Source organism: Cohnella endophytica, assembly GCF_003628305.1.
Classification (GTDB): domain Bacteria; phylum Bacillota; class Bacilli; order Paenibacillales; family Paenibacillaceae; genus Cohnella; species Cohnella endophytica.
In genome coordinates, this window is the sequence record NZ_RBZM01000007.1 from 172,514 (window position 1) to 193,666 (window position 21,153).

The 21,153-nt window shown below is 50.3% G+C and carries 16 protein-coding genes; 12 read left to right on the forward strand and 4 right to left on the reverse strand.

Features of this window, described 5'->3' with window-relative positions; genetic code table 11:
- Positions 1-41 precede the first annotated feature (41 nt).
- The 3 genes from nspC to D7Z26_RS16755 form a co-directional block, all read right to left on the reverse strand.
- Entirely contained in the window at positions 42-1,169 is a 1,128-nt protein-coding gene (nspC, locus tag D7Z26_RS16745) for a carboxynorspermidine decarboxylase (protein ID WP_120978137.1), read from the reverse strand.
- Between the two features lies 1 nt (position 1,170).
- On the reverse strand, positions 1,171-2,418 hold the full coding sequence (locus D7Z26_RS16750) for a saccharopine dehydrogenase family protein (protein ID WP_120978138.1): 1,248 nt from the start codon (positions 2,416-2,418) through the stop codon (positions 1,171-1,173).
- A gap of 865 nt (positions 2,419-3,283) precedes the next feature.
- On the reverse strand, positions 3,284-4,144 hold the full coding sequence (locus D7Z26_RS16755; protein WP_158602351.1) for an AraC family transcriptional regulator: 861 nt from the start codon (positions 4,142-4,144) through the stop codon (positions 3,284-3,286).
- A gap of 94 nt (positions 4,145-4,238) precedes the next feature.
- On the opposite strand from D7Z26_RS16755, the gene D7Z26_RS16760 reads away from it, so the two are divergent.
- The 12 genes from D7Z26_RS16760 (at position 4,239) to D7Z26_RS16815 (ending at position 20,620) form a co-directional block, all read left to right on the forward strand.
- A complete protein-coding gene (locus D7Z26_RS16760; protein ID WP_158602352.1) occupies positions 4,239-4,937 on the forward strand; it encodes a ThuA domain-containing protein in 699 nt (232 codons plus the stop codon).
- A gap of 124 nt (positions 4,938-5,061) precedes the next feature.
- Positions 5,062-5,784 carry an SDR family NAD(P)-dependent oxidoreductase gene (locus D7Z26_RS16765; RefSeq protein ID WP_120978141.1) on the forward strand — a complete coding sequence of 241 codons (723 nt, stop codon included), beginning with the start codon at positions 5,062-5,064 and terminating at the stop codon, positions 5,782-5,784.
- Between the two features lie 109 nt (positions 5,785-5,893).
- A complete protein-coding gene (locus D7Z26_RS16770) occupies positions 5,894-7,021 on the forward strand; it encodes an ROK family transcriptional regulator (RefSeq protein ID WP_120978142.1) in 1,128 nt (375 codons plus the stop codon).
- Between the two features lie 174 nt (positions 7,022-7,195).
- A complete protein-coding gene (locus tag D7Z26_RS16775) occupies positions 7,196-8,125 on the forward strand; it encodes an ROK family protein (RefSeq protein ID WP_120978143.1) in 930 nt (309 codons plus the stop codon).
- 1 nt (position 8,126) lies between these two features.
- On the forward strand, positions 8,127-8,849 hold the full coding sequence (locus D7Z26_RS16780) for a glucosamine-6-phosphate deaminase (RefSeq protein WP_120978144.1): 723 nt from the start codon (positions 8,127-8,129) through the stop codon (positions 8,847-8,849).
- An 88-nt stretch (positions 8,850-8,937) separates the two neighbouring features.
- Entirely contained in the window at positions 8,938-10,263 is a 1,326-nt protein-coding gene (locus D7Z26_RS16785; protein ID WP_158602353.1) for an ABC transporter substrate-binding protein, read from the forward strand.
- 85 nt (positions 10,264-10,348) lie between these two features.
- Positions 10,349-11,266 carry a carbohydrate ABC transporter permease gene (locus D7Z26_RS16790; RefSeq protein ID WP_120978146.1) on the forward strand — a complete coding sequence of 306 codons (918 nt, stop codon included), beginning with the start codon at positions 10,349-10,351 and terminating at the stop codon, positions 11,264-11,266.
- Positions 11,267-11,279: 13 nt separating this feature from the next.
- Positions 11,280-12,113, forward strand: a complete 834-nt coding sequence (locus D7Z26_RS16795) for a carbohydrate ABC transporter permease (RefSeq protein WP_158602354.1) — start codon at positions 11,280-11,282, stop codon at positions 12,111-12,113.
- Positions 12,114-12,162: 49 nt separating this feature from the next.
- Entirely contained in the window at positions 12,163-13,548 is a 1,386-nt protein-coding gene (locus tag D7Z26_RS16800) for a family 4 glycosyl hydrolase (RefSeq protein ID WP_120978148.1), read from the forward strand.
- Positions 13,549-13,582: 34 nt separating this feature from the next.
- Positions 13,583-15,706, forward strand: coding sequence for a glycoside hydrolase family 3 N-terminal domain-containing protein (locus D7Z26_RS16805; RefSeq protein ID WP_120978149.1), 2,124 nt, complete (start codon positions 13,583-13,585; stop codon positions 15,704-15,706).
- 226 nt (positions 15,707-15,932) lie between these two features.
- Entirely contained in the window at positions 15,933-18,857 is a 2,925-nt protein-coding gene (locus D7Z26_RS16810; protein ID WP_120978150.1) for an S-layer homology domain-containing protein, read from the forward strand.
- Between the two features lie 128 nt (positions 18,858-18,985).
- Positions 18,986-20,620 carry a putative bifunctional diguanylate cyclase/phosphodiesterase gene (locus tag D7Z26_RS16815; RefSeq protein WP_120978151.1) on the forward strand — a complete coding sequence of 545 codons (1,635 nt, stop codon included), beginning with the start codon at positions 18,986-18,988 and terminating at the stop codon, positions 20,618-20,620.
- On the opposite strand, the gene D7Z26_RS16820 is transcribed toward D7Z26_RS16815, so the two are convergent.
- Positions 20,617-21,090, reverse strand: a complete 474-nt coding sequence (locus tag D7Z26_RS16820) for an SRPBCC family protein (protein ID WP_120978152.1) — start codon at positions 21,088-21,090, stop codon at positions 20,617-20,619. The genes D7Z26_RS16815 and D7Z26_RS16820 overlap by 4 nt on opposite strands.
- Positions 21,091-21,153: the final 63 nt, after the last annotated feature.

Below are 21,153 nucleotides of genomic sequence, written 5' to 3' on the forward strand. Positions count from 1 at the left end.
CGGTTGCATACCGGTGTCGGCCTGTTGAAGCATCTACGATTCTACGCTAGTCGCGTCTTAAAATCTTGATAACCGAATTGGCGCACCACGCGGCAATCGCCGTCTTTGCCTTGAACGGCAATGGCCGGCAGCGGCGTGCCGTTAAACGTGTTGGTCTTCACCATGGAGTAAATCGCCATGTCCCCGAACACGAGACGATCGCCGCTCTGGAGCGGTTGATCGAACGAATAATCTCCGATCACGTCTCCGGTTAGACAGGTTTGACCGGTAAGCCGATAGGTGAACGGCTTCTCTCCAGGCTCGCCGGCCCCTAGAAGAGGGGGGCGATACGGCATTTCCAATACATCCGGCATATGACAGGTCGCGGAGGTGTCGAGAATCGCAATCTCGATTCCGTTCTTATGGAAATCCAGTACGGATGCGACGAGGTAGCCTGCGTTGAGCGCAACGGCTTCCCCCGGCTCCAAATACACCTCTAGCCCGTATTTCTCCTGCATTCTCTTAATGCAGGCTTCAAGGGTGGGGAGATCGTAATCGTCTCTCGTGATATGGTGGCCGCCGCCGAAGTTGATCCATTCCATTTGCGGCAACCACTCTCCGAACCTTGCTTCGACCGCGTTCAACGTCGTCTCCAAATCGTCGGAGTTTTGTTGGCACAGGGTATGGAAGTGCAGTCCGGTTACGCCATCCAGCAGATCCGGGCGGAAATCCTCGCGCTTGACGCCGAATCTGGAGCCTGTGGAGCACGGGTCGTAGATCTCGTGCCCGACTTGCGTGGAGCATTCCGGATTGATGCGCAAGCCTACCTTCCTGCCGGCTTGAAGAGCCTTGTCCTTGAACTTCTCCAGCTGGGAGAAGGAATTAAAGATAATGTGATCGCAGATGGAGATAATCTCGTCCATCTCGTCTTCCCGGTAGGCAGGGGCAAAGACATGCGTTTCTTTGCCCATTTCCTCGTAGCCAAGTCGGGCTTCGAATATGCCGCTTGCGGTCGTGCCGCTCAAGTATTCGCCGATGAGGGGATAAAAGGTTGTCATGGAGAATGCTTTTTGGGCCAAAACGATCTTTGCTCCCGTTCGCTGCATGACGCCGCCGAGAATCTTCAGATTTTTCTCAATGAGAGCTTCGTCGACGACAAAACAAGGCGTAGGCAGTTCTTCAAACCTCATCTTATCGAACCAACGCCGGTTGTTTGGCCGCTTGGGGCGATTCTTGACCGTCATCGACCAATACAGGATTAAAGTCTTCTACCCATGGAAGTCCCCATTTGTTCAACTCTTCCATGAACGGATCCGGATCGAACTCTTCAATGTTGAATACGCCCGGTTTGTTCCATTTTCCGGTCAGCACCATAGCCGCGCCGATCATGGCCGGAACGCCGGTCGTATAAGAGATCGCTTGGGAACCGACTTCCTTGTAGCACTCTTGGTGATCGCAGACATTGTACACGTAGTACGATACCGGCTTGCCGTCTTTCTTGCCTTGGAAAATACAGCCGATGTTCGTCTTGCCGACCGTACGCGGTCCAAGCGAAGCCGGATCCGGCAGGACGGCCTTCAGGAATTGCAGAGGAATGATTTTCTTGCCTTCGAATTCGATCGGCTCGATAGAAGTCATGCCTACGTTCTCCAGCGCTCTCAGATGGGTCAGATAGCTTTGGCCGAAGGTCATGAAGAAGCGGATGCGCTTCAGTCCCGGCATGTTGACGGCAAGGGATTCCAGCTCTTCGTGGTAAAGCAAATACATATCCTTCTGGCCGACTTCGGCGAAGATATACTCGCGCTTGATCTGCATCGGCTTGGTTTCGATCCATTCGCCATTCTCCCAATATCTGCCGTTGGCGGATACTTCGCGGATATTGATCTCCGGATTGAAATTCGTCGCGAACGGATAGCCATGGTCGCCGCCGTTGCAGTCCAGGATGTCGATATATTCAATCTCGTCGAAGTAATGCTTGAGCGCATAAGCGGAAAATACGCCCGTTACGCCCGGGTCAAATCCGCTGCCCAGTAGAGCGGTAATGCCGGCTTTCTCAAAGCGCTCGCGGTATTCCCACTGCCACTTGTATTCGAATTTCGCGGTATCTTCCGGCTCATAGTTAGCGGTATCCATATAGTGCGTCTTGGTTGCCAGGCAGGCATCCATGATGGTCAAATCCTGGTAGGGCAGCGCCAAGTTCATGACGATATCCGGTTTGACTTCCTCGATCAACGCGATGAGCTCATCCACGTTGTCGGCATCTACCTGCGCGGTCGTAATTTTCGTTTTGCCGCCGTCGAGTTTTGCTTTCAGATCGTCGCATTTGGACTTGGTGCGGCTTGCGATGCAGATTTCTTCGAAAACCTCACTGTTTTGAACACATTTGTGGATGGCTACCGAAGCCACTCCGCCGCAACCGATAATTAGCGCTTTTCCCATTTTCTCGATCTCCCTTGCTACATGGTTTGTTGTGGGTTCGGATAGCGTCATCGCTTTATTCGCACAAAAAAACAAGTGGAAATAACGCATAATCGCGTAATCACACTTGTTAAGATAATCAGGAATATTAAATGTCACCGATCATCGGGACATAGCTCGCTAAGGAAGCTCTTTAATATTCAAAATATATCGGTGACGTATCAGAGTCTATATAGCAAATAATCGCCTTTAATACTCTTATTGATCGTTTCACAAGTTGATGTGCGATGCTATGCATCGGTCGAATAGCAACCAAACTTATAAAATTTGAGCTTTTAACTCAATCAATAAGGCAACTTAAGTTGCCAGTCGGCATTTGACCCGGCTGTCCGTATGGCCTTGACTTCCTTGCGGATGTGGTCAAAAATTATCTGCTTGTAAAGATCGCCGTATATTTTGGATACTAGCTTTCCAACAACGCATTTACATAATATCATAAATTCCGCAGATATCAATACAAAGAGTGTATTCATTTTCGAGGTAACGGGTTCCAATGAAGAATAGGAACAAACGATTTCGAATAGGAATCGGCATTTGTGGAATCAAACGACAGATTATTTTGCGCCGTGAAGCCGTCTCAGCGTTCGTGTTCCGCGTTTTGTTGGCTCTCGCGAAGCATCCGCGCACCCCTCCTATTTTTGTCCAATAACCAAAAAAAATTGTCGGCGCAGTACAAGAACACAAATCCGGAGTATGAAAGCACAAAACGCATTAGGAATATACAAAACTTGAATCGGATGTTCCATTTTCGCCTTCGGGTTTGTTGGATTAGAATGGCACTGTCGGCAGGAAGAGGGGGGACGAACGGCTTCGCGGCGATCCAGGGCTATTCGATATGAAGGAAGGAAAGACGGGAGTTTTCTTTGTATTTGGAGGGAGAGACGCCAACCCATTTTTTGAATTGCTTGCTGAAATGGTGAATGTCGGGGTATCCGGATCTGAGCGCAACCTCGCCAACCGGGATATCTGTAGAAGCAAGCAAGGTTTGCGCTTTCTGTAGTCTGATTTTGTTAACGTACAGAATCGGGGAAATTTTCATAATGTCATTGAAAATGTAATGGAAACGGGTGGGGGAAACCGCGAGTAAACCCGCTAATTCCTCGCGGGTAATCGGCTTGTCGATGTTCTGGTCGATGTATTCGAGAACGGCGGAGATTTTCGAGAAGTGAATGAAGAAATCCATGCTTTCCCGCTTGATTTTCGAAGCGTCCAGGATGGCGACCAGCAGTTCAAGCGCCAGCGCTCTGGCATGAATGACGGTTTTGATCGAGATTTTGTCGGAGGAGTTGCTGTCGGTAGATTCGGACAGTTGCTTTAACAAGGAAGAGATTCTGTCGCTTTCCGCTCCCGTAACGACAGACGGCACGTTGAACAATGCCAAAATATCGATATTTTGCAAAAAAGTGTAGTGAATATGCGCGTAGTGTACTTTGCCGATATCCATTCTGTACTTGTGCTTGACATTAGGGGGGACGATTAGCGTGCTTCCGCTCCGGGCCGAGACAACCTCGTTCGTTTCGTATTCGCAGAAGCATTCCCCGACGATCGGGCACACGATCACGGTATAAGGAAGAAGCCTCCACTCGTCGAAATGGATGGAAGATACCGTTTGGTTGTTGGCATGGGAAAAAATAAAATGGGAAATCGTGTTTTCGATCAAATGGGAAAAGTCATGGCCTGTCGTCATTGGCGGTCTATGCTCCTTTCGACAAGTTGTTCCGAACGCATGGTCGTTTCTTATATTAGTATAAACAAATCCAATGAACAAGGAGCTGGCCCGCATGGCAAACCAACCGTTGAAGGTCTTATTGATCTCGGGAAATGAAAATCATAAATGGCATAACTGGGAGGAAAACACGCCTCTTATTCAGGAAGCGCTTCAATCAGATAACGATATAGAGGTAACCGTATCGTTGGATATCGAAGTACTGGCCGGCGATTTGGACGGGTTCGATGTTCTTGCGTTTAACTATTGCAACTGGCACGATCCGACGGAGCTTAGCGAGCAGGCGAAAGCGAACGTGATCGGCTTCGCCGAGCAAGGGAAGGGAATCGTGATTTTGCATTTCGCCAACGGGGCGTTTAATTTCTCCTTGCCGGAGGCCGGAGCTTCCGATTGGCCGGAATACCGCCGAATCGTTCCCCGGGTGTGGAATCATCACGGAGAAAGCGCGCACGACGAATACGGAACCTTCACGGTGCGGATGCTGGACGAGTCCCACCCGATTACTCAAAGTATCGCAACGTTCGATATTCAGGACGAGCTCTATTTCAAGCAAGAAGGCGACGTGGACATTCACCCTCTCTACGCCGCGGTATCCAATCTTACGAAGCAAGAGGAGCCGCTGGCGTGGACGTCCGGCTACCGGAATTCCCGCGTATATCAGACGCTGCTCGGTCACGATCGTCACGCCTATGCCGTTCCCGAGGTTCGCGAGACGTTGAGAAGAGCCGTTCGTTGGGTTGCCCGCAAACTCTAGGATCAGGCCAGCGAGCAAGCTTCGGAGATAGATTCGCTAGGAGGCCGAAATGGGATGAAGCGCTTGTTCGCGTCCATTGCACCGGCATTTTGGCGATACAAAGCCTATTCAGGAGGATTACGAGATGAATAAATCCATTTGCGTTACGGGTGCCGACCGAGGCTTGGGCTTGGAATTGACGTTGAATTTTCTCGAGCGGGGATATACGGTATTCGCGGGCAAATATTTGGCCGAATGGAACGAGCTTGACGCGCTTGCGGAGCGATATGGCGATCGGATTGTTCCCGTTCAGATGGACGTGTCGGACGATGCCAGTATCAAACGGGCCGGAGCTTTTATCGCCGACCGTACCGACAAGCTCGATATGCTGATCAACAACGCGGGAATTCTGATCGACAGGGACGTTACCGTCTATGACGATCTTAATTTCGATCATATGATCAAGGAGTTTAACGTCAACTCGGTCGGTCCGCTTCGGATGACCCAAGCGCTAGCCGGTCTGTTGATGAATAGCGAAAGCAAGACGATCGTCAACATTTCTTCCGAGGCGGGACAAATCCGTCAGCCTACGAGGGAAGGCTGGTACGGATATTGCATGTCCAAAGCGGCGCTCAACATTCAATCCAATATTCTTCATAATCATCTGAAGAAAGAGGGAGGAAGAGTGCTCGTCATCTATCCGGGTTGGATGCAGACTTACATGAACGGTACGCTGGATACGACGGCCGAATTAACTTCCAAGCAGGCAGCAACCTATATCGCGGATACGATTGTTCGCCTTGGCGAAGCCGAAATCGAAGATCGTCCGCTGTTCGTGAACAATAAAGGCGAACAGATGGAATGGTAAGCTTGAGGCGTTAGGATGGCCAGACAATCCTGATACGGAATCTTGAAATTGACGAGCATAGACGAATGGATTAAATTTAGTTCAAAAGGGTTGCGGGGAGATATGAGAGTTGAGAAAAGGGAACTTGGAGCTCTTTAAGAAAATAAATCGGGACCTCGTATTGGAAATGATCCGTTCCCACCAGCCGATCAGCCGTGCGAAAGTCGCACAGAAACTGAACTTCAGCCGATCGACCGTTTCAACGATCGTCGACGAGTTGATCGCGAAGAAATTCGTCGTCGAAACGGGCTTGGGGTCCTCGACCAAAGAAGGCGGCAGAAGGGCGATCGAGCTTGGATTCAACCCGCAGTCCGGCTATGGCGTTGGCGTTGAACTAACGGCTACGGGGCTTTTCATCTGCATTACGGATCTCGACGGGAACGTCGCCTGGAAGGAGCAGTGGGAAACCGACAAGGATTTTAAGACGATCTACGAGTGCATTCGGTCAAGCTTGCGCAAGGCTTCGGTCTCGATGGATTCCGTAATCGCCGTCGGCTTCTGCGTCCCCGGCTTAACGAACAGCAAGGAAGGCATTGTCGTGGACGCGCCGGAATTTGGCTGGAAAGACGTTCGTTTCGTCGAAGAAATGAAAAAACATTTGGACATGCCCGTCTATATTAACAACGACGTGAACTGCGCGGCTTTGGGCGAGCGTTGGGTCGGCGGCGCCAAAGACTTGGAAGACTTCATCTACATCTACATCGGACTCGGATCCGGCGTAGGCAGCGCGATTGTCGCGAACGGAAACTTGGTGCTTGGCAAAGATTTTATGGCCGGAGAGATCGCGTATCTCATTCAGGAAGATGATGTATCCCGCAATCAGGTTAACGTGGCCGGCCAATTCGGAGTTTTCGAGAAAAAAATATCGGGAAAGTCGCTCGCCGAGGACGAGAGTTCGGTGCAAGCTTTGTTTAAGGGTTATGAACAAGGGGATCCCCGAGCCGTTCAGACGATGAACCGCTTTGTCACGCATCTGTCCATCGGAATCTCCAACATGGTCAGCCTGCTGAATCCGGAGAAGGTGATTCTCGGCGGCGAGGTTTCCGGTTATTTGCAGCCGTTGCTGGCCGAAATTCAATCTGCCGTCGGCAAGATGACTCCGATTCGGACGACAGTGGAAACCACCAGGATGGGATCGGAAGCCGGTGTTCTCGGGGTTATCGCGCATGCTTTCGACCAAGAGCAGAACGTCCTATAATCATTCCTATAAACACGTCCAGGTTCGGTTGTTCCACACGAACCTGGACGTGTTTATTTAGTTTGTTTTGTAATTGACATAACTGTGAAAGCGATTTATAATCGGTTTAGTTAGTACGTACAGACAACAAACTAACCAGAAATGCTGGATTTGCAGTGCTGAAAGAGGGATTACATGGCGAGAGATATAGAAGGACAACCATCTCGTTCCGAGCCATTATACGGCCTTGGAGTCGATATCGGCGGAACGAAAATCATGATGCTTATTGCCAATCAAGACGGAGAAGTCGTGTACAAAAAAAAGGTAAACACCTCCGAACACTTCGAAGCCATCTCCGAGCAAATTAAGGAATGCCTTCGGGATGCCGCCGTATCTTTGGACCAAGTGGCCGCCATAGGGTTCGGCGTTCCGGGAATTACGAACAGCGAAGACGGTACCGTCATAGAAGCTCCGGCTTTGAACTGGAAACACGTTCCGTTCCGCGACGAAATGCAGCGTTACTTTAACAAGCCGGTCTTCGTCGACAACGACGTGAACTGCGCGGCTCTCGGCGAACGCTGGGTAGGCTCGGCGAAGGATACGAGCGACTTCATAGTCGTGGCAATCGGGACGGGCGTCGGAAGCGCGATCATGGCGAACGGTTCGTTGGTGAAAGGCAGTAACCATATGGCGGGGGAAGTCGCCTATTTGGTCGTGGAACAAGACGAAGTCGGCCGCGAGGACAACGTCTTCGGACAATTCGGAATGTTCGAGAAAAAAATATCCGGCATGGCTTTGGCTCAGCATGGCGATTCGCCTCATTCCTTGTTCGAACAATACGTCCGAGGGGATGAAGAATCCGTGACGATCATTCATCGATTCGTAGCGGATTTATCGATGGGCATCGCTAATATGGTAAGTTTGCTTAACCCGCAGAAGGTCATCTTGTGCGGCGGGGTTTCTCAATCGTTGTTCCCGGTGTTGGAGCTTATACGCTCGAAAGTGGCGAGTTTGACGCCGATTCCCACGACGATAGAATTGACTGTCATCGGGGAGGAAGCGGGAGCCGTCGGAGCGGTCGCTCTTGCATTCGAACAAATAGGAATTCTAACAAAGGGGAGATAACATGAAGACGTACATCGGGCGCGACTACCGGGAAATGTCTCTGCGGGCTGCCGAATTGATCATTCAACATATTAAGCAGAAACCCGATTCCCTGGTTTGCTTCGCCGCGGGAAATACGCCGATCGGCACGTTCTCATGTTTAGTGGAAGCCTTGCGGAATGGCGAGGTGAACTTCGATCGATGCCGCTTCATCAGCCTGGATGAATGGGTCGGATTGAACGGCAAAGACGAAGGCAGCTGTAGACAAACGATGGACCTTCATTTTTTCGGTCCGTGCGGCATTAAAGAAGAGAACGTTCATTTCTTTAACGGAACAAGCGACAACCTGGAAGAGGAATGCAAGAAGATGGACGAGCTGATCGGATCCCACGGGAAAATCGATTTATTGCTGCTCGGCGTCGGAATGAACGGCCACCTGGGCTTTAACGAGCCCCAAGTCAGCTTTGATCTATACTCGCACGTCATTGACCTCGACTCCGTGACCAAACAAGTTTCCTCGAAGTATTTTCAAGAGGAGAAAGATCTGCAACGGGGAATCACGCTGGGGATCAAACATGTGCTGCAAGCGGGCAATGTCATCGTCGTGGTCGATGGAGAAAAGAAAGCGGAAATCATGAGACAAGCTTTGCATCATGAAGTGACGAACGAAGTTCCGGTAACGGTCTTACAGCGGCATCCGAACGTACACTTTTGTCTGGACGAGGCGGCAGCGGCATTCATTTGATCCATGAAACTGCCGATAGGTTTCAATGTACGCATCGAAATCATCATCCGAGAGAGCAAACAAATCCGATTTCAAAGGGGACACTCAAATGAACAAATGGAAAGCTAGTCTAGCCCTAAGCGCAGTATCGATCTTGGCCGCCGGCATGGTGGGTTGCGGTTCCAAAAATACGTCGGATGCATCTGGAAACGCTTCCGCATCCGCTTCCGGTTCCAATAAATTCAAGCTTACCGTCACTTCGAGCATGACCGACGAGTCGCGGGTGGAGATCATGAACGAAACGATCAAACTATTCAACCAAACGCACCCGAACGTAACGATTGAATACAATCCGAGCCCATGGTCCGAGTATGCCCAAAACCTGAAGCTAGCATTTACTTCCGGAGCGGGACAAGATATCGTTTACGTGGACGACACGATGCAGCAGATGCTGCAAAAAAACAACTATTTGTTAGATATCACCGATGAAGTGAATAGCCGGGGCTGGGCCGACAAACAAGTGCCGGGCGCTATTGAATTCCAGAACGCGCGGACTCCGGGCAAAGACTACAGCGTTCCGTTCATGACGGCTCCCGTCGTTGTTTACTACAACAAAGACATCTTTAACAAGTTGAACCTGACGCCTCCGAAAACGATGGACGAGTTAAACTCAATCATGGCGAAAGTCAAAGAAGCCGGCTACGTTCCGATGGAAAACGGCGGAATGTCCAACACGCCGAAGATGTGGTCCGTGTTTAATATGATTTACAACCAAACGTCCAAGGACGACGTTCAACAGTTCTATTTCCAAAAAGGAATCACGCCTGCATTCGAAAAAGCGATAGTTTCCGCTCTGACACAAGTCAACGACTGGCAAAACAGCGGATACTTCCGGAAAGAAGACGCTTCGATCGATGGCAACGCGGTACCTACGTACTACGCCAAAGGACAGTCTGCCATGGTTCTAGGCGGCAACTGGGACATCCCGACCTATGAGGGCACGAAAGTGCCGACGGGCGCGTTCGCTTTCCCGGCAGCAGACGCGAGCAGCCAATCGCATGCGATCGTCAACGCGACGGACGGCGGATGGGCACTCAACGCGGACCTGAGCGACGAGAAAAAACAAGCGGCTTTGGATTTCATCGATACGTTTATGAATCCGGAAATCGTCAAGCTCTGGTATGAAGGCGGTTCTACTCCGACGGTTAAGGCGGACATGTCGGGCGCCAATGCTTCCGATCTGAAGAAAGAAGTGGATCAATCGATTCAATCGACGGAAATGGGCTTCTTCTTGGACAACGCAGTGCCGGGTCTCGCGGATATTATAAACAAACAACTGCAAATGATGTCGTTCCACAAGACAACGCCCGAACAAGCATGGGAAGAAATCAAGAAAGAATACAACAAGCTCGTCCTAGTGGCGCAAGGTCAATAAGCAACCGAATAAGTAACCGACAACCGATGTCCTTTAGCCCCTTGCGGGTTAGAGGACATCCATCCTATATGATGAGGCGATGTAAGTGAAACAAGAAGCCATTCCTTATCTTAAACGCATCATTAAACGCAGAAGCCCGGAGAAGACCAATCCTCTAGCTTATTTGTTCTTGCTTCCCGCGTTTGCTATGGTGATCTGGTTCATGGTGTGGCCGGCTATGCAAACATTCTATATCAGCATGACGAACTGGGATGGCATCAGTCCTAAGCGGTTTGTCGGGATGCAAAACTATATTCATCTATTTACCGACGAGCCGATGTTCGCGAAGGCGATCAAAAATACGCTGCTTTGGGTGCTCGGCGGAGCGACGGTTCCCGTCTGGCTCGGCCTTGTTTTCGCCAACCTGCTCGTCAGAGGCAAGGTCAAGTTCACTAAATGGTATCAGCTGGGCTTTTTCTTCCCGCAGATCATTTCGTCCGTTATCGCGGCCGTCATCTGGAAGTGGATTTACGACCCGACCTTCGGGCCGCTGTCCGCGATTCTGGATAAGCTCGGGATCGCGCGGCCGGTCGCAGGCTGGTTGGGCAATCCGGATCTGGTCATGATTGCGCTGTTCGTCATTTTCGTCTGGGGCAGCTTCGGCTATACGACGATGATCTTCACCGCCGCGCTGCAGGGCGTGGATTCGCAACTGTACGACGCGGCGAACATCGACGGATGCGGGGCATGGGGCCAATTCCGCCATGTGTCGATTCCTGGGTTACGGCAAACGATCACGACGGTCGTCATTCTGATGACTATCGGTTCCTTCAGCGTGTTCGATATCGTCATGGCCACGACCAAAGGCGGTCCGGGATACAGCTCCTATGTCATCTCGTATTACGTCTATACGCAAGGCTTTATCGTTAATCGATTGGGATTCGCGGCGGCGGCCTCCATTCTGTTGACCGTGTTCATACTGATCGTCTCCAGATCCATCATTCTGATCAGGGAAAAGGACTAATGAGCTTATGACCATGACCCGATCTTCGTTGATCCGACGTATACTCGTTTATGCCGTCATGACTTGTACGGCATTGCTGACGATTGCTCCGTTCCTGTTGATCATTAGTACGTCCCTTAAAACGACGGATGAAATCAATATTTACGGACCGTTGTCTTTGCCGCATGTCGTGCATTGGGATAATTACTCCCGAATTTGGGAGGTCGGCAAATTCCTGACCTACTATAAGAACAGCGTGATCGTTACCGCGGTCGTCGTGTTGTTCGTCATCGTCTTTTCCTTACTCGGCGCTTATCCGTTCGCTTATATGAAATTCAGAGCAAAAGGAATATTCTTTCTTATCGTCCTGTGGGGACTGACGATTCCGCTGGATTTGATCATTATTCCGTTGTTCAACAACTTGAAATCGATGGGGTTGTTAAATACGATTTGGTCGCTAATCCTGCCTCAAATCGCGATGAGCATTCCGTTCGCCATATTTTTGCTGCGGGGTTTCATGAAGGACATTCCGAATGCCCTGCTTGAATCGGCCCGCATGGACGGCTCGACCGAAATGAAAAATTTGTACTATATCATTATGCCGATGTTATACGCGCCATTGGTGTCACTGATCGTATTTACGGCCATCGGGACTTGGAACAACTTTATGCTTCCGACGATTTTGATCCAGAACGATCATTTGCGGACATTGCCGGTAGGCCTAAATTATTTCCAAACGAAATTCACGATGAATTATCCGATGATCGCAACGGCGGCGATCGTATCGGCTTTGCCTGCCGCCATTACGTATATCGTTTTCCAGCGTAATATTTTATCCGGCGCCATGGTAGGGGCTTTGAAGGAATAGCGGCCTTATCGAATCGCCATCACAACTGATGCAAAGGGGTATTTAAACGATGAAAAAATTGAAAATCGCCTTAATCGGAGCCGGAAGCGTGTCGTTCGCGCTGGGTGCCCTGCAAGATATCGCGTTGTCTCAACGTTTGAACACCCAAGTCGAGCTCGAGATCGCATTGATGGATATCGATGCGGACAACGTAAAACGGACTTACGAGTATGCGAAGGAAATGTTCGATTCCTTCTCCCGTTCGGCCTCCATCTGGCAGACGACCGATCTGGAGCAGGCGCTGCGCGGCGCCGATTTCGCGATCGTCGCAATCGAAGTCGACCGTTATTTCTACTGGTCGCAGGACTTCCACATCCCGCGTCGCTACGGCAGCAAGCAAATCTACGGGGAGAACGGCGGGCCGGGATCGATGTTCCATACGCTGCGCAATCTGGACCCGATGCTCGAAATCGCCCGCATGATGGAGAAGGTATGCCCGGACGCTTGGTTCATCAACTACACGAATCCGGAAGCGAAATTGGTAGAGGCCGTCTCCAAATTAACGTCCATCAAAATCGTAGGACTATGCCACGGTCTGGACATGGGCGTACACCAGCTTTGCGAATTCCTGGAGATGAAACCGGAAGAAATCGGCTTCGAAGGCGGCGGACTGAACCACTTCGGTTTCTTCACGAAGGTGTGGGACAAGAAGACGGGCAAAGACTTATACCCTCTCTTCCGCGAGAAAGAACAAAAGGCCAACCGTCTAGCGCAGTTCGACCATATTGCGTTGTCCCGCACGATGTATCAAATTTACGGTTATTACCCGTATCCGGGAACGAACCATTGCGGGGAGTACGTCTCGTACGCGGCGGATTTCTACGCGGGCTTGTCGCTGCAATACCGCTATGACCCTATCCGGGAGCAGCTGTGGAAAAAAGGCTCAAGAACGCCGGATTTCGTCTATTGCGCGAACGGCAACAGTCTGGACAAAGGGCTGTTCGATCAGGTGCAGTCGCAAGAGGATTGGGTCAAACAAGCTTACACTTACGATAAAACGAAAGTCCAACCGAGCCAGGAGTACGCCATTCCGATCATCGAAGCGATTTTCTTCGACGACGAGATCGAGATCAACGCCGTCAACTTGCCGAACAAGGGCGCGATTAAGGGGCTCCCGGACGATATGGCGGTCGAAACGCAAGCCGTCGCGAACGGTCGCGGAATCGAACTGAAGCCGATGACGGTCGAACTGCCGACAGCGGTGATCGGGACGATCCACATTCAAGGGACGATCCACAAGTTGCTGCTCGAAGCCTACGTGGAAAAGTCCAAAACGAAGCTTCTGCAGGCGATTCTGCTCGACCCTCAGGCGCCGACGTACTATCAGGCATGTGCGATGATCGACGAGATGTGCGAGCTTCAGAAGGACATTCTGCCTGCGCTTGAATGGAAATAAATCGGCGGCGAAACGCGTTTGGAGAGGCTTGAATATGGATAACCATCAGTTACAAGCATTATTGGAATCGATGACGTTGAAAGAGAAGTTCGGGCAGCTCACGCAAATTACCGGCGAGCTGTACGTCGGCAAAGTCGACGATGAAATGGTAGAAACCGGCCCCGCTTATTCCCGGCACATGCTAGAAGGCGACTCGCTATACACGATCGGCAGCGTCATCGGCGCTTCGAGCGCCGTCATGACCAATCGTATTCAATCGGAATATCTAAGCAAATCCAGGCTGAAAATTCCTTTGCTCTTCATGCACGACGCCATCCACGGGTACAAGACGATATTCCCGATCCCATTGGGATTGTCTTGTACCTGGGATGAACGAATCTTGAGGCAAACGGCGGAGGAAACGGCGTCCGAGCTGAGGGCTGCCGGCATTCACGTGAATTTCTCGCCGATGGTCGATCTGGTGCGGGATGCTAGATGGGGCAGGGTAATGGAATCGTTCGGAGAGGACCATCTGTTGTCCGGCAATCTAGGGAAAGCCATGATCAAAGGGTACCAGAAGGTCCGGGAAGGACGCATCTCCCAAGACGGCGTAGCGGCTTGCTTGAAGCACTTCGCGGCCTACGGGGCTGGGATCGGCGGCAAAGATTATAATACCGTGGATATGTCGCACCGGGAGTTCTTCGATTACTACGGCAAGCCTTATGAAATCGCTCTGCAGGAGAAGCCTAAGTTCGTCATGACCGCGTTCAACACGTTCAACGGCGTTCCGGTGACGGCTAACCGGTGGATGCTCAAAGACGTCCTGAGGGGCCTGTACCAATTCGAGGATTTGCTGATTTCGGATTGGGGCGCTATTGGAGAGCTACGGAAACACCGCGTCGCCCGTGACGGTAAAGAAGCGGCGGAATTGGCGCTCGAAGCGGGCGTGGACATCGAGATGGTCTCTACTTTCTACCTGGAGCATTGCGAGGACATCGCGAGCCGGAATCCGGCATTGATGCAGGACGTAGATGCGGCCGTTCTCAAAGTGCTGCAGCTCAAGAACGAACTGGGCCTGTTCGACAATCCTTACGCGGACGAGTCGGCGGAAGAAACCGTCATCTTGAATGCCGGATCTCTGGCGTTTGCCGAAGAAGCGGGCCGCAGAAGCTGCGTACTGTTAAAGAACGATAACGACGCGCTGCCGTTACGCGAGGAGCATAAGAACGTTATTCTCTTAGGATCGTATGCCCGTACGCGGGAACTGCTCGGCAACTGGGCGTGCAAAGGTAAATTCGAGGATGCCTTGACGCTCGAGGAAGGCATGCGGCTGGCGGACGCTTCGCTGTCGGTGTCCGCGTTCGAAACGCTGGAAGATTGCCCGAAGGACGTGCTGGAGCGTTGCGATTATTTCGTCGTTACGATCGGGGAGCATTGGGGACAAAGCGGAGAAGGGCACAGTAGCGTCCATCTCGAATTGGACGAAGAGCAGAAACGGTTGATCCGCGCCGTGAAGCAGACCGACGTGCCCTATGCGTGCGTCTGCTTCTCGGGTCGCCCGCTTGCGCTGCAGGATATCGTTGACGATATTCCGGCGTTGCTGTGGTGTTGGTACCCGGGGACGAGAGCGGGAGCGGCCGTCGCGTCGCTCATCGTCGGCCAATCGACTCCGTCCGGCAAATTGACCATGTCTTTCCCGCGTTATTCGGCACAAACGCCTATCCACTATAACGAGTACAGCTCAGGTCGTCCGGCCAACGCTTCAAGCTACAGCAGCCGGTATCAGGACTGCGAAATCGGACCGTTGTTCCCGTTCGGACACGGGCTAACCTACACCGGAGCGACCTATTCGGACTTCTCGATATCCGGTCACGGCATTAAGGAAAATCAAGACTTGAAGGTGAACTTCAAGATCCGCAATCCAAGCCGATACGACTATTCGGAAATCGTAATTTTGTATATCGAGGATCTGGTATCCAAGGCAGCTCGTCCCATGCGCGAGATGAAAGCTTATCAAGTCGTAGATGTACCGGCTTATGGAGAAGTTAACGTCGATATGAGCCTCTCCTTGGAAGATCTGAAGTACCTCGATGCCAATCTGCAGCGTACGGTGGAACCGGGGAGCTTTCATATTTACTTGAACGATCTTGAACGGCCGGTGTTTACGATCGAGCATTGAACGGTACGCTCAGGAAGAATTGAATAATTTCCAATCGCGGAAGGAGCAAAACTTTTGTTTTGCTCCTTTTTTTTATGATAAAATTCGTTGTTTTATTTCTTAAATATAGTCATAATCTGACATGAAACGCTTTCTTTTCAGTTTTCAGGTGAATTCTGTACGATATCGTAAGGAGTATTATGACAGTCTTTCGGTTTTTTACTATTAAAGCAAAGGAGAAATAGGGGTGTACAACATTTTTGGCAGGGTAAAACAAAAATTGACGATCATGATTGTCCTCGCTTTGGCAGTATCCACAACGATTTATTCGGGGATCGCCATGGCTCAGGGCACGGCTACGTCGAAGATTTCGGCAAATTCCTCAATATCAACTTATGGAGAGGAAGTAACTTTCACGGCCACCGTTCTCGACCCAGTAATGGGCGGAACTACCCCGAGAGGTACGGTCACACTCAAGGATGGTAATCAAAACCTTATGACAGCAACATTAACTACGGCTGAACCGATCATTACGTTGGCCGATAAAAGAGCTACGATCCCTGACGGTGCGACTTCTTCTTGTTACGCTGGACCCGATACCTTCACCAGTGCTACATGTCCCATTATTCAATGGGGAGAATACACCTATCGGGCTTACAGTTATTGGACTAATGACTTGGCTATGGTCATTGTTGCTTACGACTCTTCCGGAAACATTGTTCAGCAATGGAGAAAGGACGGGGCACGTTATTTATGGCAGATTACGCTGGATGCTACAGCTCAAACCATCACCTTCTGGGGTCAAGGTAACTATACGATTACGATGGGATTGGGAGAATTCCTAAGCGCCTCGGCCTCCGCCAGCTTTAAGACGTCCGATCTGGCGATCGGTTCGCACTCCATAACGGCTGTCTTCTCGGGTGACGACAACCATGACGCAAGCGAATCGTCCGTTATGTCTTATACCGTACATTCTAGGTACACGGTGACGTATAACGGCAACGGCAGCACAGGAGGAAACGTTCCGACCAACAGCGGTTCGTATAACGGCAATAAGGTGTCGGTATACGGCAACACCGGTAATCTGGTGAAGACGGGCTACGCATTCGCAGGTTGGAACACGCAGGCGAATGGACAAGGAACGTATTACGCAGCAGGCGAAGAGGGCACAATCTCGTCCGATGTGATGCTGTACGCGCAGTGGATGAAGGTTTTAAGCATTGGAACGGGTACTTTAAGCGATCCTTATCAGATTAAAACCGGCGAGGAGCTTGATTTGGTCAGGAACTATTTGGATTCGGATCTTTATTTTAAGCTGATGTCGGATATTGATTTGAGCAGCTACGTCCAAGGATGGTTGCCGATCGGGGGTTCCGGTCAACCTTTTCAGGGGAATATGGACGGCAATGGACACAAAATCACAGGCTTGACGATTAATAGACCAGATGATTATTATGTTGGGTTATTTGGTTTTATAGGCTTTAATGCGAGCGTTAAGAATATGAAACTGGAAAATGTAAATGTTACAGGTAAAGAGGAAGTAGGCGGCTTGGTAGGCCTTAACGTTGGCGGAGAGATCAGCAACAGCTCTGCAACAGGAAGCGTAACAGGAAACGACTCCAGTGTAGGCGGGCTGGTTGGCTACAATTATTATGGAGAGATCAGCGACAGCTATGCAACAGGAAGCGTAACAGGAAACGAATCCAGTGTAGGCGGTTTGGTTGGTTACAATTATGGAGAGATCAGCAACAGCTATGCAGCAGGAAGCGTAGCAGGAAACGAATCCAGCGTAGGCGGTTTGGTTGGCGACAATGATGGAGAGATCAGCAACAGCTATGCGGCAGGAAGCGTAACAGGAAACGACTCCAGCGTAGGCGGTTTGATCGGTAGCCATTATGGAGAGGTTAGCAACAGTTATGCCACGGGACATGTTACAGGAAGCAGCGACGATGTGGGCGGTTTGATTGGCTACAGTGACGGAGAGATCAGCAACAGCTTCTACGACAAAAGTACGACGGGACAATCGGATTCAGACAAAGGCGATGGCAAAACAACTGAAGAGATGAAGATGCAAAGCACTTATGAAGATTCAAGCTGGGACTTTACAAACCTATGGGGGATAAGTTCATCGCGCAATAACGGATATCCCTACTTGCGTGCGATCCAGAAGTTTGTGACCTATGACGGGAACGGAAACACCGGCGGGATAAGCGATAAAGTCACCTCGTCGGACGGCAAACTTACGCTTCCTGTCGGCAAATCGGGCGAGGTTAGCATAGGCGATGAGATCAAGATCGTCATTCCTGCTAATGCTACCGGCAAAGAGCTGAGATTAACGATCGACAAAGTCTCCGACATACAGACGCTGATTACGAATAAGGAAATTCTGCTCAGCTCGGTATTCGAAGTTCTGAAAAACTTTACGGAAAATTTCGACAAACCTGTCACGCTCACTTTCAAATTTGATCCGAATAGCTTGAAGGGAAATGAGAAGCCGGTCGTCTTCTACTATGACGAAGCGAAGAAGGAATGGGTGAAAGTCGGCGGTACAGTGAGCGGCAACAACATTACCGTAGATGTCAATCACTTCACGAAATACGCCGTATTGGCGGCAGTCGATGCCACTCCGCTAGCGAACTTCAGCGATATTGCCACACACTGGGCCGAAGCCGGAATCAAGCAAGCGGTAAGCGCCGGCATCGTCAGCGGCTATCCGGACGGCACGTTCAAGCCGAATCGTACCGTGACGCGCGCGGAGTTCGCGGTCATGCTAATGAACGCGCTCAAACCGCAAGGAGATGGAGCGGAATTGAAGTTCACCGACAAGGAGAAGATCGGCTCTTGGGCGCAGAAGTCCGTCGCGCAGGCAGTGTACGCGGGTGTTATTAACGGTTATGAAGACGGCTCCTTCCGCCCGAATGCCGAAATCACTCGTGCAGAAATGGCTGCGATCATCGCAAAAGCTTTGGGTCAGAACGGCGGAGCGGCTGAGGCAACTGGCTTCGCGGATGATAAAGACATTCCGAACTGGGCAAAAGGCGCAGTGGCGGTCATGAAAAAGCTGGGGATTATCGAAGGCAAAGGCGCGAACCGATTTGCTCCCGAAGGTAAAACGACAAGAGCAGAGGCGGTAACGGTGCTGTTGAAAATGATGGCGCAAAAGAGCAAGTAAAGAAATCGAGAGCAAGGCTGCTTTGAGGTCAAACTCAAAGCAGCCTTGTTTTGTAATTCCATTGACCCGGATCGCTTCACTTGTGATACGCTTAACTGTATCCTAAAAAAGAGTAGGGTGGGATACTTTTGCAGAATGCATCTAAGTTGCCGTTCATGCTTCCGTTAATGTTGGATGAAATCGAAGACTCGATATTCGTCATGAAGGTGGATGACGGACAATTCAAATATTATTACGTCAACCATGCTGCAACTGAGTTCAGCGGCATTACAATGGATGAAGTCGGGCGGACTTTTTATGAAGTCAATACATTGGAAATGGCGAACTACTTGCAGCAGAAGTATTCCCGCGTATTGACCGAACGCCAAACGAATCGATACGAGGAAGGTTTCCTGCTTCCAAGCGGCAAGGTGAGTGGGGAGAGCATCTTGAACCCGATTTTTGACGAGCATGGTAACGTGGAATTCGTATTCAGCGTGACGCGGGACACTTCCGAGCGCCAAAAATATGAACACAAGCTGCGCGAGTTGGCTTATCTCGACGATCTTACGCAGCTCTACAACCGACGGTACTTGCTTGAATGTGTCGCTAGTCCGGTGTCGTTGTTTTTGATTGACATGGATTTTTTCAAAAATATTAACGATACGTTTGGACATGATGCAGGCGATGCCGTGCTGGTGGAAGTGGCGAAGCGTCTCATTCGTAATCTGGGCTCCGATCACATACTTGTTAGACTCGGCGGTGACGAGTTCATTGTCGTTTCAACCGAGGAAGGCCGTTCGCCGGCATTCACCGTCGACAAAATTAATGAAGCGTTCGAGGCACCCTTTACTGTAAAAGATCGGACGATGAATTTGAGCGTAAGCATCGGGGTAGCCGTACGGTCAGAGGAAGAAGCAGAATTGCAGATGCTGTTAAAGCAGGCGGACATCGCGCTGTACAGAGCGAAAGGCGACGGGAGAAAACGGCACCACGTCTATGAAGAAAATTCGAAGTACGATCACGTTGAAAACTTTATTCACGAACTTGAGCTATCTCATGCGGTTGATCGCGGGGAATTAGCGTTGCACTATCAATTGATCTATTGCCCGATTTCGAACACTACTGTCGGGGCTGAAGCGCTGTTGCGCTGGAATCGGACGGATCATGACGTGGTTCCGCCGAGCGCCTTCATTCCTGTTGCGGAAGCGACCGGACTTATCGTTCCGATCGGATATTGGGTTATCCGCCAAGCTAGTCAGGATTGGCATCAATTCAGGAATAAGTATGGTTCTTCCTTTAAGGTATCCGTTAATATCTCGAAAATCCAATTAATTGAACCTGATTTCGTCGATCGGCTGATTCGCATTTTGGAGAACGAGAACGTCACTCCTCAAGCGATGGAACTGGAAATTACGGAAAGTATCGTTATTCATGACGTTCGTGACGTACAGGAAAAGCTTAAACAATTAAGAGCCGCTGGTTTTACGATCGCGCTAGACGACTTCGGTACAGGCTATTCTTCGCTAAGCATGCTGACGCTGCTCCCGATCGATAAGCTTAAGATCGATCGTTCATTTATTCAGAATAGAAACGAATCGCTATTGTCGGCTATGATGCTGATAGCTAAAGCGCTAGACCTGCTTGTTATCGCAGAAGGAGTGGAAAACGCGAGTCAGTTTGACATGCTGAAGGCAATGAACTGCTGGGGGTTGCAAGGCTATTATATTAACCGCCCGATCGAACTCTCGCAGCTTCCTGATATTAGCTATAAAAGGGTCTAAGCGTTTTCTAAGCCGTGTTTATTTGCAATTTGCTCGTTTTGGTTGGGCTTGCCTTTACCCTCGGCAATCAAGTTGCGCAGGCTGCCGTTGATGTAGGTGTTCCAGGCATCAGAGCAGACGCTGTAGCATTCGTACGAGGGGACGAGGCCTACATGCGTAAAACGAACTTCTGATTTGTCGCCCTTCTTGGTGATTTCAAAGACGATGTCGGTATTTTTCCACTCGCTCTTGTCCATGACGAAGTTAAAGTAGTTGTCAATAATGTGCCAAGCAACCTTGTTACCTGGAACAAGTTCGGTGATTTCTATGGTGCAACGGTGAATGTTTTGGTAGTGGTACTTAAATTCGCCCAGTTCGTCGGTCCTTCCCTCAATTTCTTCTGACCACCATCCGCGGACGTTATTAATGGCGGCAAAGATTTCTTCAGGGCTTTGTTCTACCATAAAAGAAGTGCTGTAATTGTGATTCATGCTGGGTAGCTCCTCTCGCTATTTGTTGACTAACATCCTGAGTATACGATTCGTACTTGCAAA

Excerpts from the sequence above, each read along its gene's own strand:
- nspC (WP_120978137.1), bottom strand. The coding sequence starts at position 1,169 with ATGAGGTTTGAAGAACTGCCTACGCCTTGTTTTGTCGTCGACGAAGCT.
- D7Z26_RS16750 (WP_120978138.1), bottom strand. The coding sequence starts at position 2,418 with ATGGGAAAAGCGCTAATTATCGGTTGCGGCGGAGTGGCTTCGGTAGCC.
- D7Z26_RS16755 (WP_158602351.1), bottom strand. The coding sequence starts at position 4,144 with ATGACGACAGGCCATGACTTTTCCCATTTGATCGAAAACACGATTTCC.
- D7Z26_RS16760 (WP_158602352.1), top strand. The coding sequence starts at position 4,239 with ATGGCAAACCAACCGTTGAAGGTCTTATTGATCTCGGGAAATGAAAAT.
- D7Z26_RS16765 (WP_120978141.1), top strand. The coding sequence starts at position 5,062 with ATGAATAAATCCATTTGCGTTACGGGTGCCGACCGAGGCTTGGGCTTG.
- D7Z26_RS16775 (WP_120978143.1), top strand. The coding sequence starts at position 7,196 with ATGGCGAGAGATATAGAAGGACAACCATCTCGTTCCGAGCCATTATAC.
- D7Z26_RS16780 (WP_120978144.1), top strand. The coding sequence starts at position 8,127 with ATGAAGACGTACATCGGGCGCGACTACCGGGAAATGTCTCTGCGGGCT.
- D7Z26_RS16785 (WP_158602353.1), top strand. The coding sequence starts at position 8,938 with ATGAACAAATGGAAAGCTAGTCTAGCCCTAAGCGCAGTATCGATCTTG.
- D7Z26_RS16795 (WP_158602354.1), top strand. The coding sequence starts at position 11,280 with ATGACCCGATCTTCGTTGATCCGACGTATACTCGTTTATGCCGTCATG.
- D7Z26_RS16800 (WP_120978148.1), top strand. The coding sequence starts at position 12,163 with ATGAAAAAATTGAAAATCGCCTTAATCGGAGCCGGAAGCGTGTCGTTC.
- D7Z26_RS16805 (WP_120978149.1), top strand. The coding sequence starts at position 13,583 with ATGGATAACCATCAGTTACAAGCATTATTGGAATCGATGACGTTGAAA.
- D7Z26_RS16820 (WP_120978152.1), bottom strand. The coding sequence starts at position 21,090 with ATGAATCACAATTACAGCACTTCTTTTATGGTAGAACAAAGCCCTGAA.